Source organism: Gordonia otitidis NBRC 100426 (assembly GCF_000248075.1).
Classification (GTDB): Bacteria; Actinomycetota; Actinomycetes; order Mycobacteriales; family Mycobacteriaceae; genus Gordonia; species Gordonia otitidis.
The window spans coordinates 1-15,098 of the sequence record NZ_BAFB01000106.1 but is presented as its reverse complement, the minus strand read 5'-3'; the positions used below and the strand labels follow the sequence as shown (position 1 = coordinate 15,098).

7 protein-coding genes are annotated in these 15,098 nt (G+C 61.4%); 4 read left to right on the top strand and 3 right to left on the bottom strand.

Annotation, left to right across the window (positions count from 1 at the left end):
• Both GOOTI_RS10860 and GOOTI_RS10850 read right to left on the bottom strand, forming a co-directional pair.
• Positions 1-576, bottom strand: a 576-nt coding sequence (locus tag GOOTI_RS10860) for an AMP-binding protein (RefSeq protein WP_007238631.1), incomplete at its 3' end; no start/stop codon positions are given.
• Between the two features lie 506 nt (positions 577-1,082).
• Positions 1,083-2,696, bottom strand: coding sequence for a DUF726 domain-containing protein (locus GOOTI_RS10850; RefSeq protein ID WP_007238630.1), 1,614 nt, complete (start codon positions 2,694-2,696; stop codon positions 1,083-1,085).
• Between the two features lie 410 nt (positions 2,697-3,106).
• Here GOOTI_RS10850 and GOOTI_RS10845 point away from each other — a divergent pair, with 410 nt between their 5' ends.
• The 4 genes from GOOTI_RS10845 to GOOTI_RS10830 all read left to right on the top strand — a co-directional run bounded on the left by GOOTI_RS10845 (position 3,107) and on the right by GOOTI_RS10830 (position 9,890).
• Entirely contained in the window at positions 3,107-3,742 is a 636-nt protein-coding gene (locus tag GOOTI_RS10845) for an 8-oxoguanine DNA glycosylase OGG fold protein (protein WP_007238629.1), read from the top strand.
• Positions 3,743-3,753: 11 nt separating this feature from the next.
• A complete protein-coding gene (locus GOOTI_RS10840) occupies positions 3,754-4,896 on the top strand; it encodes a DUF6361 family protein (RefSeq protein ID WP_007238628.1) in 1,143 nt (380 codons plus the stop codon).
• 79 nt (positions 4,897-4,975) lie between these two features.
• Entirely contained in the window at positions 4,976-6,658 is a 1,683-nt protein-coding gene (locus GOOTI_RS10835; RefSeq protein ID WP_233425477.1) for a phospholipase D family protein, read from the top strand.
• Entirely contained in the window at positions 6,651-9,890 is a 3,240-nt protein-coding gene (locus tag GOOTI_RS10830) for a DEAD/DEAH box-containing ATP-dependent helicase (protein WP_007238626.1), read from the top strand. The genes GOOTI_RS10835 and GOOTI_RS10830 overlap by 8 nt, the downstream gene beginning before the upstream one ends.
• 215 nt (positions 9,891-10,105) lie before the next feature.
• Here GOOTI_RS10830 and GOOTI_RS10825 read toward each other — a convergent pair whose 3' ends face one another.
• Entirely contained in the window at positions 10,106-15,028 is a 4,923-nt protein-coding gene (locus GOOTI_RS10825; protein ID WP_233425476.1) for a DUF4011 domain-containing protein, read from the bottom strand.
• Between the last annotated feature and the right edge of the window lie 70 nt (positions 15,029-15,098).

Here is a 15,098-nt window from a genome sequence, read left to right as displayed (position 1 = left end):
CGGGTCACCGGTGGTGCCCGACGTGTAACACATCGCAGCGGCGGAACGCTCGTCGACCTCGGGCCAGTCGAACTCGACGGGCTGCTCGGCGATCACCGCTTCGTACGAGTGCACCTGCACGCCGTCGGGAGCGTCGACGCCGTCGGTCGAGTCGCCGGTGACGATGATGTGCTTGACGGTGTTGAGCTGCGGAAGCTGTGGGTTGAGCAGGGGCAGCAGCGACGCGTCGACGATGATGACCTGGTCCTCGGCGTGGTTGGCCACGTGGATCAGTTGCTCGGGGAAGAGTCGGATGTTGAGGGTGTGCAGGACCGCGCCCATCGACGGCACGGCCAGGTAGGCCTCGAGGTGTTCGGCGTTGTTCCACATGAAGGTCGCAACGCGCTGGTCGCCGTCGATGCCGAGCCCGCGCAGGGCGTGTGCCAACTGTGCGCAGCGTCGTCCGACGTCGGCGTAGCTTCGACGCCGCGAGCCGTCTCCCGTCCAGGTCACGACCTCGGCGTCGCCGTGGACCGTGCTGCCGTGGCGCAGGATCTGCGCGATCTGCAGCGGTGCGTCTTGCATGGTGCTCTGCATGGGTGCTCCTGAGGCTTGCGTGGCTCGGTGTGGTGGTCCTGGGGGTCAGGGTCGCGGAGTGACTCCGATCACGGTGTCGATTATGCAGAATCGGACAGGCGTGTGGAGCGGTGGGGGAGATCTCTTCGAGAAGTCTGTTGGTCGAGCGAGCCATGCGGTGGGTTGACGGCCTATCGCCGACGGCGCACAGCCCGGTCGGCGAAGGCATCGAGCGCGCCAGTCACCTCGACGGCCTGCCACATTCGATTTCATTTGGAGCCTGGGAGCTCCTCGAGGTTGGTCGGCGCGCCGAAGATCGCGAGCACGGCGTCGTCCCGATGCGTTGCGTTTCTCGCAGATGCTTAACTCTGCGAGTGAGATCGTCTGACGGCATGGCCGCCGCCTACCTTCGGTTGCTTGCATAAGTGAAGGTATGCAATACGCGTCGACAGGACTGCCGGGGCGAAAATTGTCCGTGACGTTGGGTGAGCGTAGCGATTCGACCGCGCGAACTTCGAGCGTCAGAACTACCGCAGTTTAACTTTGGAAAAGTACTCCGAGTGCCCACCAACTTCATCGCTTACGTCGTGATCCGCGATATTCGGGTAAGAGGTCCGAAAACCCTTCAATCCAACAGCGGTGCTTCCAGCTTGGGCCGTCGTGTATAGATATTTGAGCACGCCGTCTTTGGTTGAGTAGTAGTTATGCACCTTATCCGACACGGACTCGTTGAGAAGGCGCCAGTCGCTCTTCTGGCCCTCGGCAGCACCCAGGATGTGAACCTGTTCGATTGACGGACCGTCCTTGCTTGTGGCGAGAGTCTCGGCAGCAGTGATCATCGCTCTGCCACCGAGGCTGTGACCGACCAGGATCACGTTTTCCAACTCGGTATGAGCAAGAATTCCAGCGAGTGCGACACCTGTTCGATCGGCGCGAACTTTGGCTGTATGCCAAGGATTCTTCATAAGGTCTGACGTTAGGATAACTGGCGCCAGCGGGCCGAGCTTTGCCGTTTTGCTAGCCCGAGCGGCCAGCCCCATTGCGACTCCCATGACCTGTTTGACGCCGAGGTTCTTGATGAGGAGGATGCCGAGGGCGTTCAGTTCCCTGCTCCCCCAATGTAGTCGATAGATGGGGGAGTCTGGATAGCGGTTTTCGACTGCATCCATCGCGGCGGCCCAGTTACGGTCCTTTTCGGTCGAGAAGCCACGAGCAACGATGACCGGTGTACCAGGGCCATCAATGAATTTCTCGATCCGAAAAGACTTGTCTTCGCCGACGTAGGCGTTAGTAACGCTGGTTCCTAGCGCGCCCCCGAGTGCTGCTCCCATAGCTGCCACGACATATGTTCCACCCGCCATTCCGAAGCCGCCAGCAGCAACAGCTCCGCCACCGAGGAAAGCCAATCCGTAACTCGATGCGGCTGCACCGGTGTATCCCGCTAAGCTGCCAACTATTCCCCCAAGGGCAGGAGCAGCCAGTATTCCACCCGTCGCTACCGCACCTGCGGCGGCAGTGCTTGCTAGAGTAATCCGCGATACACGGGCAAGGTTCGCAGCTTCAAATTCAAGGAGCTCGGGATAGTCTTCGAGCCGCTGCACTTTCTCATTAGCTCGCGAAAAACTCGGTATTTCATGCCGGTGTTCGGCGCAGAACTGCGGCACGCGGATTGCCCCGAGCTTCCGGACGGCCATATTCTCGCATGTAGGCGACGCACATTTGAGAGTGGGAGATCCGCATGCTGTACACAAGCAGATAGGGATCCCGAGTCCTTCACGCTCGACTTTTCGCTGATCAGACATTGAAAGGCAACCAGAACACCACGCGCGACGAACCACTGGGCCGATGGATTCGGCAAGCTCAGCGATTCCGGTGGCGGCCTGTTCATGGGTCTTAGCTTGCGCCAAGTGGCTCTTCTTCTCTTTGTCGTCTTCAGCGGCATCGGCAAGCGTCCTGTGTTTCGCATAAGCCCAAGCGTTGTGAACTAAAGCGGGATTGCCCAACATCGGGTCATGTCCGTCAAACTCAGGCTCGACTACGTCTAGAGTGCCAGTGACAATTAGCTTGTAGCCGAGGGGTGATCGAAGAGTCGCGCTGAAAGTGTCGCCGGCCGACTTCGTGTACTTAAGTTCTCCAGGCAAGGACTACCTCCAAATTGTCGCGTCCGTGGCAAAGGATCGTGTTCAAGCGCATTGGGCTAGATTCCTTGGCTGCGCGCACGGTAGGTGCCACTAGCGCGCCACCAAGGCTTGTATGAGATCTGACGCCGGGGCGTGTGATAGTCCCCCGGGCACGTCCGGTAGCTGCGTATCGAGATTGACCAGCGTTCAAGAAGCACTGGCGCAGGTGCGGGCCGGTCATGGCATTCCCCTCGAATAGTGCATACGCGCGATGTCGAATTGAATGTATCGGACGAGTCGGACAAGTTGGTTGGTATCGTCCGATCGAAGGACAGGAGGCCAATCCGGCTCAATCTGGGCGGTTCCCGCACGTAACAGTCGAGCCTGTTTGGACGACTGAGGTGATGACTCACCTGTGCAAGGAGGCAACGATGGTGCGACTGCCCGAAGCCGTGATGGCGTACACGAGCGCCGACGTAGAAGGGCAGACCGTGCCATGGAAGCCGGACGCTTGGCGGCGCAGTTTCGTCGGCTGTGAAAGAGCCTTCGACGAGCTATCAAAACATGTAGAGACGTACGGGGGAATCAAGCGCGGCTACATCCGTGAGCGGGCGGGAGGCGATCCCACAGAACTCTTCTTGCTGTCCATGGCGTGGGGCTATGGGACCGTCGGTTACGGGCCAACGCGAGTGTCAAGGGTGCTCTCTCAACCTGATGCTGCGGACAAACTCGCGGCTATCGTAAACGCAACGCGCGACGGCGGAGCCGAACAAGGTTGGAAGGCTCTTTTGCGTACGGATCGGATCAAGGGGTTCGGGATGGCCTTCGGGACCAAGCTCCTGTACTTCGCTGGCTACGCGACGAACGACCGGCCCAGACCGCTGATCCTCGACGCCTTCGTTCGCCGCGGGCTCCACGAATTGGTTGACCCCGAGATGCCGTCGAAAGGTCTAGTTCGACTGGAGGACTATCTTCGCTATCTGCACATCGCGGAGGAGGCGGCGATTGAGCTCGGTAGCCCAGAGGTTCTCGAGTACGCGCTCTTCGATCTAGGCAAGAAGCTGTAGGGAGGAGCACCATGTCGAGCATCTCCTGGCTGGACACGTCGGCCAGCGACGAGCGGCGGATGCGCGAGATAGTGAGGTTGTTCAGTGACGTGAGCACGCTCGACGACTTGGGCATCGGCCAGGTCCGCGATGGGTTGGGCGACCTGATGTTTCCCGGCACCTCGACACTGCACACCCGCCCGCGCTACTTCGCGATCATCCCGTGGATCTTCCAACGCGCTGCCAAGAAGTCCACTGGCACCGAGCTGGTGTCGAAGGCGCGCCTCGAAGAGCGCAAGCTCATCGAGGTCTTGCGCACACCTCCCGCGGTCGACGGAATGATCGGCAAGGTAGCGGGCAAAGCGGTCCGCGTCCTTCCGTCGCAGATCTATTGGTCAGCTCTTCAGCGCTACGGCATCCTGTGCGACCCCAAGTCCTACACGTGGGACGTACCCGTGAGTCCGCCGCCGGGCTTCCCCGGCAGCCTCGACAGCGGGCTGGACATGACCGAAGACGAAGCCCAATGGTTCCGCGAGCGGATCTTGATGACCTGTCCAGGGAGCTATCTCGCGCATCTGTTTGCAGACGGCCTCGACGAAGATCCTGCGGATGCCGCACTCCCGTGGACGCACTCGGCGGTGGCTCGCGCGTCGGACGACATCAGGAGCGTCGTCGAACACGCACGGCTGTTTTCGTTGACCATCAACGGGGCCGCTCTTATCTACAACCTGATCGTCGCCGAGCGGTATGACCAGCTCGCTGCTGGCGGCGAGTCGTACGTCGATTCGTATCGAGACGCGCTGGCTGAGTGGGCTGACGAACTCGAACTCAATCGGGAAGCACTGAGCGGATGGGACCTGACCGACTTCTGGGCCACTGTGCTGCGGGGGCGCGAGGGCAACCCTGTCGGCCCCGCGACCAAGCTCTTCGTCGACGATTGGATCGCTCGGGTCCGTGCGCAAGATGCCCACGACCTGGCATCCAGTAGTGAGATTCGGACCATGATCACCGAGAGGGAACGCAAGAACAAAGGAGAGTCGTCTCGGCTCAACAACGATCGACTCATCAAGAATTGGCGCGGTGCTTCGGGCGCTGGCCGCCTGAACTATCGGTGGGGAAACGTGCAACGCACCCTCGTTGACGTCCGAGAGGGGCTCGCTAGTGCTAACGCCTGACACACGGACCACGTTGCTGCGTGAACTCACGCCGCTTCCGGGATACGAGTTTGTTCAACTCGCCACAACTACATTCACATTGGATCTCGAGAGTGCGCTGCTACCGTGTCTGGCGCTCGCAGGTAGTGCCCGGGCCGAGTCGGCCGATCCTGTCGAGACGATCGCTGCCGTTCAGTCGACTATCGCCGCGATCGACATCTTTCATCAGAATGGCCAACTTGTCGTCCCACGGCACAGATCGCGGCTGTTCTCCCTCCTCGAACCAGCCATTCACGGAATCACTCCTACCCGTGGTCTGTTCCATCCCAAACTATGGCTGGCGAGGTACTCCGATCCGGAGGGCTACACGCTCGTCAAATTGATTGTCCTGACCCGCAACCTCACTCGAGACCGGTCGTGGGACATCGTGGTCACGCTCGACGGCGAGATCACCACCAGTCCGTCTGCGCGGAACAAGCCTGTCGTCGACCTCCTACGTCATCTCGCAGACGCACCGACGACACCGCTGAGTGTGCAACGGCGCGAACGACTGTTTGAGTTCGCCGAACTGCTTCGTTATGCCGAGTGGACGAATCCTATCGGCGTACAAGACCTCATCTTCCATGTATTCGGCGTGCCCGGACGGCCCAACGCCAGACCCGATTTCTCGGGCTATCGACACCTTGTGATCTCGCCGTTCCTCCAGGACGAGGGCGTTGAGCGCTTCGCCGAATACGCCAGAGGGCCACTGACCGTCGTATCTCGTCAAGACGCACTTGACGGGCTGAGTCAGGAAATCGCCGACTGGGTCGACGACGCCTATGTGCTCTCGCCGACGGCAGGCTTGCCTGCCGACGACGAAACTGGCTCCGACGCAGCACTGTTCAATGGGCTCCATGCCAAGCTCTTCGCCCTGGAGCGGGCGAAGCTCGCGCACCTGTTCATAGGTTCGACCAACGCGACAGGTCCCGCTTTTGACCTCAACGTCGAGGTCCTCGTCGAACTAGTTGGCAGTTCTACGATCTTCGGCGTCGAGAAACTACTCGGTAACGACGGTCTCGGCTCTCTTCTGGAGAAGACAGAGATACAACCCGCCGACGTGACGGAAGACGATCCTCAGCACGCACTGGACTCCTACGTGCGAGCGGTAGCCGCAGTTCCCTTGACCGCTCGAGTCACGCAAAACGGGGACCGCATCGGAATGCAGGTGAGAAGCGAGCTCATAGTCCCGACGTACGACTCCGCTGTCACGATGAAGATCGAGCTGCTGACCGATCCGTCGACGTCGAAGACCTTGACGCCAGGGTTCCCAGTCGAAGTGACGTACGAAAAGGTGCCGCTGACCGACGTCACAGCCTTCTTTGTGATTTCCGCCCGCGACTCCGGTGATCGTCGGAGCCGAACCGTTGTCAAAGCTGCGCTGCTCAATGACGTCGAAGGCCGCCTCGACCGCATCGTCACCCACGAGATCACCAGTCCGGATGCCTTCCGAAAGTTCTTGGCGTTGTTGCTGGCGTTCGGTGAAGTCGGGGAGGAAACCGACGACGGCGAAGCGGGTGCCGGAACCGCAGGTGGTCAGTGGAAGAGCTTGGAGCAGGGAATGTTCGAACAACTGATGCGTGCGGCGGTATCCAAGCCGACGGTACTCGATCAACTGGCGGGCGTGGTGACCGCAATCATCAAGGCTGATGACCCGCACCGGGTCTTGCCGGAGGGGTTCCGCGATCTCTGGACCGCGATCGAGTCCGCGACTGGCTCCGAGCGGAGTGTCACCCGTGTCTGATCGGAAGTTTTCCGCCGAGGGCGTATTGGACACCCTGAAGCCCTTTCAGCGGGCAACGGTCGACCAGGTGGCCGACGTGTTCTACGGGCGACAGTCAGGAAAGCGCTACCTTGTTGCGGACGAGACGGGTCTGGGTAAGAGCATCGTTGCGAGGGGAGTGGTGGCCAAAGCGGTCGAGGAGCTTCAGGACGATCCGACGGTCAACCGTATCGACATCGTCTATATCTGCTCGAACGCTGACATTGCGCGGCAGAACTTGCAGCGGCTGAACATCGTTGGCAATCAGGTGAGCATGTCGACTCGACTCACCTTGCTCGCTACGTCGACTAGGCAACTGTCGAAGCCGACTCCAGGTGTGGGGAAACCCGTCAACCTCATCTCACTGACGCCTCGGACCTCCTTTCCTGAGAAGGGATGGAGGACAGGCACAGCCAAAGAGCGAGCGCTGCTATACCTCATCCTGCGCGATGAACTCGCGCTTGGTGGCGCTCGGGCCACCGCTGGCTACCGAATCCTGCAGGGCACGGTCACTACTTGGCAGTCATTCAAACACCGAGTCCAGCAGCTCGAGAACGACCTTCGAGCCCAGGCGGAAAGCGACGGCGGCCCACTGCTGGACCCGGTCATCGTCAAGAAGTTCGTCGAACTGCTCCGCACCCTCGACGACGAGCACGAACTCTCTGCGCTCGACGAGTTCACCCAGCTCCTCGATGACACACAGGGCAAGCCCTCGGTGCCCGGAGGTTCGAAAGCGGCTGCGCAAGTTGTGATCCGGCTGCGGCGACTCTTGGCGCGCGCAGGCGTGGAGGCTCTGGAACCAGACTTGGTGATCCTCGATGAGTTCCAGCGGTTCACCGAACTGTTGGAGGAAGATTCGCCAGTCAGCGAACTGGCACGCGAGATGTTCGACTACGACGCCGCTCGTGTCCTGCTGCTGTCGGCAACTCCGTACAAGCCTTACGACATCGATGACGAAAGTAGTGCGTCGGGAACGCATCGGACGCAGTTCATGGACACGCTGGAGTTCCTAGCGCGTGGACTATCTGAGCAAGCCGGTACCGAGCGAGCTGACGGTATCGCCAAGCTCCTCAATGAGTACCGAGAAGCGGTGACCACTGACCGAGACCCGACTGACCTGCGTGATCGCTTGCGACACGAGCTCATGGGAGTGATGTGTCGTACGGAGCGCCCGGCGTCGGTGACGGACTCGATGGTCAGTGAGCGGCGGCAGCCGGCAGCGTCGGTCGCGGCTGACGACGTCCGGCAGTACCTCGGTCTGGCGAAGCTGGCTGAACTCATAGGCGCTCGATTGCCGATGGACCTGTGGAAGTCGGTGCCCGAGTTGGTCCACTTCATGGATGCCTACCAGCTGGGGAGTTTCGCGGCCGACAATCTCGACGATCCGGAAGTGCGCGCCGCAGTTCAAGCACTTGACCGGTTGGATCCTGTCGTCGTCGACCGGTATGAGGAGCTCTCACGCCAGAACCCTCGGCTCGACTCGCTGATGGCCGACACAACGAACCGCGGTTGGCAACAACTCTTGTGGGTGCCGCCAACGGTGCCGTATCTGAAACCAGCTGGGCCATATGCTGATCCAGAGTTGGCGAACATGACCAAGAAGCTGGTCTTCTCGGCGTGGAGTGCAACTCCCACGGCGGTGGCATCGTTGCTCAGCCACGATGCGAGCAGACGCATTGCTCGGGCTGATCGTGTGAAGGCGAAGAGGGTCACGGCGAGCCGCGAGAACGTGTCGCAGCGACTGCAGTTCCGACGCAGCGGGCAGGATCTGGCCGCGATGGCTGCATTCATGCTCTTCTTTCCGCTGCCCGGTCTTGCGGACGAAACCGATCCGCTTCGACTGGCGAGCGCAACCGGGCGACCGTACGACCGCGAGGATGCTGAGGTCCGATTCGCTGGGGAGCTGTCTGCGCGTCTTCCGAAGGGATGGACAGAATCCGGGGCGAGTGACGTGGCCTCGCTCCTGTGGCAGTGGCCCCTGATGATCTCCGACTCCAAGCTCGACGAGGCGCTCACGGTCGAGGTCGCCGGGCTCACGCCTGCGGACGCGATCGCTGCCCGCTTCGACGACGCATCAACCGGTCGAGGCGAACCTACTGAAACCATCAGTGCACTCGACGAATATGTGAACGAAGCGGTCGCGGTTCACCGCAGGCGCATCGATCCTCAACTTGATGTGATTCCTCGTGGTCTGACACGCGCAACCGCGCGTCTGGCGCTTCATTCGCCCGCCAATTGTGCGTGGCGAGCCTTGGGTCGGCTCGACGGCGACACGTCGCGGGTTACGCTCGGGGGAAGGTGGAGGGCCGCGGCAGTGCTCGCGAGTGGACTTCGGACGCTGTTCAACCGGTGGGAATCCTCGCTCATCCTCGACGACCTCTACGGCGAGGACTTGCCGTATTGGCAACGCGTGCTGAACTATTGCGCCGACGGGAATCTGCAGGCTGTGCTCGACGAGTATCTCTTCCATCTCGAAGCTGTTGAGGGCGAGTCGGCGCATTCCGACGAGTCGCTCATCAGATTTGCGCAACGAGCAGCCGAAGCGCTCAAGCTCAATCCCGCAATCTACAAGGCGAAGGACCCGCTGGGGGAGGGGAACGACATTGACTTCCGATCGCGGTTCGCGCTGAGGTATGGAGACACCAAGAACGACGAAAGCTCCGTCCGTGCGACCGATGTACGCACGGCGTTCAACTCACCGTTCTGGCCGTTCGTCATCGTCTCGACCAGCGTCGGGCAGGAGGGGATCGATTTTCACCCGTGGTGCCACAACATCGTGCACTGGAACATCCCTAGTAGCCCGGTAGATTTCGAGCAGCGCGACGGACGCGTCAACCGCTATCGCGGCCACGCGGTGCGGCGCAATATTGCGGCGGCACACAGTGCTGAGATGCTCGCGACGGGCAACCCGTGGAGGACCGCGTACGACATTGCTGCGAAAGATGCGCCGCACTCGGAAATATCCGGCCTAGCACCTGAGTGGGTGTACCCGGGGCCGCATAAGGTGCTGCGCGACGTGATGCCGTATCAGCTCAGCGTCGACGAGGCGCGCATCGAGCGGGCCAAGAGACGCGTTGCCTACTACCGTCTGGCTTTCGGCCAGGCTCGGCAGGAGGACCTCGTTTCCGTGGTCGCCACTGCGGGGATCAGCGCCGAAGACGCCGAGCGGTGGCGGGTGGACTTGCGGCCGGACAGTCCGACGGACTCGAACTGAGCCTTGCTCAGTGTGCCGGGCGGAATGTAGGAGTTCCATACCGATCCTGCGCAGAACGTCCGGGAGGCTTTCGAGATGAACTCAGGGCACGCCAGACGGGTTCGTACCGAAGCGCAGGCCACCGCCAACCGTTGCGTGGCAGATCTGAAGGCACGGCCTCATCTTACCGTCGGTTGTCGCACAAGTGAGGGCATGGTGACGGACGATCCCCAGCGTCACGCCCCCGCTCTGATCGCACCACGGACGCGCAGCAAGCGACCCGACTCGATCCCGTAAACAATGCACGCGCGCAGTCGTTCACGATTCTGCTCCGTGAGTCGTTTCTGACCAAACAGCGCGAGTGTCTCGCGCATCAGTGTCTCGTCGTCAAGTTCGCGCCCCCGACAAGCGAAAGCCATTGCGTTGGCAATCTCCTCGGGTGCGATGTCGGGAAGAAGGCGGGTCAGGTCGGCCGGGGTCGATCGGAAGCCGCGCCAGCCGTCTATGTCGACGTCGTGTGGCCACACGAACTTCCCCAGCGGTCCTTTTCGGACAAGTGAGTCCGGCACGCACGAGGTGATGAACTCTTTACGCGCGGCGCTGACACGGTCGTACCCGAAGCGCCTCCCGATGTCCTTCGCCAAGCGGTCGAGCTCGATAGGACCCTCGGCGGCCACCGTGCGGCGTGCAGCTTCGGTGATGGTGGATCGGACCGACTTCGAATTGACTCGGTCGAGGTCGTCGCGAGAGCCAAGAACTGTGGACGGTCCGGACACATATTCCGCCGGGCAACTGTCCCAATCGCGTTGAGCTTGAGACGAAGAATCAGTATCGATCAGTGCCTCAGCAGCACCTGCTCGCTGAGGTGCCAAGATCGTAGCTACACGAGGAGGTGAGTCGCGCGAATCGCTGTCGACGACAGATGGGCTGTTCGTGTGCAGTTCTCCGCGCCGCTTCTCCCAATGCAGTTCCGAATGCTCAGTTGTGTCAACGCTTTCGGCCTCGGAATCCTCCGTGTCTTCGTTGTCGGTGCTCTTGGCTTGCTCGATCGCCGCCGCTTGAGCCGCGGCCTCTTCTTCGATCTTCGCTTCGAGTGCCTTTTGTCGTTCATTGGCGCGTGCCACGGCTTCGTCGACGCGCTTGAGTGCAGCGTCGGGTGACTCGATCCACTCCGGGAGCCATATCCGAGTTACCGCGCCCCAATGCATCATCGGTTCCAGTAGACGTGGTGTCAGATCACGATCGGCCACCGTAGGACGTGACGCCCAACGCGGCCCGTCGAGCATGACGGCGACCTGCCACTTCGGTGAATGTGTTTCTCGCACCACGAGATCAAGCACAAACTCTGACAATCCGTAGTTGAGTTCGACCTCGTAGCCGCGTTCACGCAAAGCCGCGCAGACCGCTTCCTGTACTGCGCTGGGAGCGTCGCCGCGCGAGTCGTTGCGCGACTGATTCGGTTGCACTCCGTGCCCCGCCATCTCGAGGTATCCGCGAAGGTGTGCAAGCCCAACAGAACGGGTACGCGCGAGATCGATATCAGAGGGGTCGAAGGAGGTGAAAATGATGACCTTGCGCCTGGCCCGCGTGATCGCGACGTTGAATCGCTTCTCGCCTCCGGTTTGCGATAGGGGGCCGAAGTTCAGTGGAAGATTGGACTCGCCCGGCCGCTTCGAGAACGCAGCGGAAAATAGGATGACGTCACGCTCGTCGCCCTGCACGTTCTCGAGGTTCTTCACGAAGATTGGTTCGTCCAGCTCGGGCCGAAGGTGCGCGCGAACCAGGGGATCATCACTCGCTTCAAGCAGGTCCTGAACGAGAGTCTGCTGCTGCTTGTTGAAAGTGACGACACCGATGCTCTGAGCGCCGAGCCTCGGGGATGCCAATCGCGCACGAATTTCGGCGACGATCTCCTCCGCTTCAACGCGGTTGGTCCGGAACTCGGTCTTGCGATCTTCGCGATTGAACTGACCGTTCACGCGCCGCCACTCGACTCCCGCGGTGTCGTCACCACCGGGAGAGGGGAGGCTCGCCAGACGGCCTTCGTAGTACTTCTGGTTGGAGAAGTTAATGAGCGATTCGTCTTGCGAGCGGTAGTGCCAAGAAAGCCAGAGACGCGGAACCCCGGAGTCGACGCACTCCGAAAGAATGCTCTCCATGTCGGCCGGCACGACGACGTCATCGTCATCGGTATCGTCATCATTCGCAGTCACCTGACCGATCGATGTCGGAGGCATCTGTTGCGAGTCGCCTGCGATGACGGCCGTCCGTCCACGTCCAAGCGCGCCGATCGCCTGGGGAACCGTAACCTGCGACGCCTCGTCGAATACAACGAGGTCGAACGTAATCGAGCCAGGGGGTATGAACTGCGCCAGCGAGGCGGGACTTACAAACATCACCGGGGTTGCAGCCTGGATATGCTCGCCGTACCTGCTGACAAGACTGCGGAACGACGCGCCGCCGCGCTTCCTGTCCAGCGCACGACGAAGCTCGCCAACCTCGCCGCGAAGACCGCCCTCCTTGAAGGGGCGACGTGCGAGTAGTTGCGCCGGAAGGGCTTTGGTCTGTTCGTCGCGTAGTGCCGCGGACGCCCGAGCGAAGTCGTCGATTTCGCCGTCTCGTAGTGCGGCGTCGAAGATCGCCAGTCCCTCGGTGTCGAGTCGCTCTCGGACCGACATCTTCGCTGCGCCCCTCATGAATGCCACAGGGGCATCGGATGCTGGCAGCTCGCCGTCGAGCAGAGAACTGACCACATCGTCCATCCCGGCCGATCGTAAGGGCTCGAGGAACGCTGATGCGCGAGACCATCCGAGTATGTGTCGCGAGCCCGACTCGGCAGCATCGGTATCCCACGCCTCCTGGGACTCAGTCCAACTCTCGATCCAGCCACGGCCGTTGAGCCAGCGCTTTGCATCATCGGTGGATGGACGCAGACGCCTGTGCCATGCCTCCCATGCCGACACGACGTGCTCAAGGACGCCGATGCTTGGTTCGTCGGGGAAGCCAACCGAGACCAGCAGGTTCCATGATGCAGCCTCGGACTGGGCGAATGCGGCTGTTGCCTCGACGTAAGTGAACGAATCACTCAGCGCGGCTTGCGCGTCCGGCGACAGCGGGTTCCAGCTGGCCGGCGCGTAGGGGCCGAGGGTCTGAGCGACGTCGGAGCGCAGGCGCGTCGACGCATCTCGAATGGTGGGGATAGCGCGGAGCAATGGCAGTGCGCTCTCGGGGGCAAGTCCATTGCCATCTAGCGTGAATGGAGCGAGATCGCGTTGAAATTGCTCGTGGCGCTTCTTCTTTCCGAAGACCCCTTTCGACGCCTCCACGGCTTGGGCAATCAACGATTCGACGTCGCCGGACTCCACGAAGAGAGGAGTCAGTGCTGCGACGACGGATGCGCTACTGCTCTGCAGCGCCGTCAGCCCGGCGAACAGTGAGGCCTTCGTCGATGTGAACTGGGGTCCTTGCCACCACTGGACGATCTCTCTCTTGGGTATCGGTCGGCCGAGTTGACGACGTGCCTGGGGGAGTATCCGCGCGATTCGCTCGGGACCCTCGAGCTGTCGCAGCAGGTCGGTCAGCGAATGCTCGCTGACCAGCCGCAGCGACTGCGAGAGTTGAGCAGTAGCGGAAGAGATCTCATCCGCGGAAGAGGTTGGCTCAGGACCGGCGATAGCCCATGGACTTCCCTTGGCCAACGTCACAGAACGAGCCGCACGAGAGAACTGTTCCAACGCGTCGACGATGGTGGATTGCGGTTCTTGTGGTTGCGTGACGTACGCCTTGGAAACGGGTGCCGACGGTCCGTCACCGACAGCGACGACGGCTTCGTATGCGCGCCAGAGCGATTCGTCGATGCCATTGCGGCTGTGCACTTTGCTGGGGTAGTCCTCTAGCGGCGCCGCCTTCGACCTGAACTCGGCAAGCCTAGCGCTCCACCCGTACTCGTTGTACGCGGTCGAGTTGTCCATTGCGCGACGTAACTGCTCGCGTATCTCGTTCGGGCGCAGCGATTTCCCGTGAAGGTCTAGAGCGAAATCGGAGAGGCCGATTTTTGCCAGACGTGATTTCACGACGTCCAGTGCCGCTTGTTTCTCGGCCACGAAGAGGACGGTCTTGCCTTTGCTCAACGCGTGGGCGATCAAGTTGGTGATTGTCTGCGATTTACCGGTACCGGGAGGGCCTTCCAGCACGAATGAGCGTCCCTCCGCTGCGAGCGCGATCGCGCGCAGCTGCGACCCGTCCGCCGGGATAGGCACCGGAACCTGTGTCTCGTCGACAGGAATCTGTTCGAGAAGGGTGTCATCGTCGGCCTGTGGGTCGTGGAAGGAGGAGCCCGCATTGTGGGTTAGGTGCGCGACGATGGGGCTTTGTTCAAGGATCTCCCAGCTATCTTCGAGGTCTTTCCACATGCCGAAGGTGCCGAACTGGCAGATCGACACGGTCGCCACCTCGTCGATGCGGAGGTCGAGCTTCTCGGAGACGAGAGCCTCTCGGATGGAACGCAATGCATGGGAGATGTCGATTCCGGACGCGTCGGTCTTGGGATTTTCGAGTGCGTCGATGATGACGTTGTGTTTGAGTTTGAGCCACTGGACGAGACAGTGGTTCGGGGTGGCGATCCCGGCCGAGTCGATCTCGATTCCGAACGGGCTCCTCCCCGTCCCGCCGACGATCTTGACCGGTAGGAGGAACAAGGGTGCCCGCGCCTCGGTCCCGCTGGATACCTTGTGGATGATGGCGCCGAGCGTGAGGTAGAGGTTTGCGCTTCCGGTCTCTTCGAACATCGTTCGGGCTGTGCGTGACAGTTGCTTGAAGCGGCGCGTGTACGCGTCCTTGCCCAGCGCTACGTACACATTGCGGTCGTCTTGCAGGTATTCGAGAAGTAGTGACGGCTCGATGTCGGCCGCCCGGCGAGCACCTTGAAGTTGATGGATGGCGCTAAGTTCATCGCTCGGCGTGAACGTGATCCGCTTTCCTGCGTGGGCTAGGTCGTCGAGTATCGCAAGGCCACCACTGGGTACGTGAAGGTCGATAACTTCAGCGGAAGCCCGCAGGTTCAGGAGCCGGTTGCGCGTGCTGAGGTCGAGGAGGGACCGTTTCCAGTTCTGCACGCGTCGCGGTGCGTCGTCCTCGGTGGCGAGGATCGGATCGTCCACCACGCTCGTGAGGAGTTCCGGGGGAAGCGACAGCGCGGGGCGCGGGCTCGACGCCTCGTGTGCTGGTTGC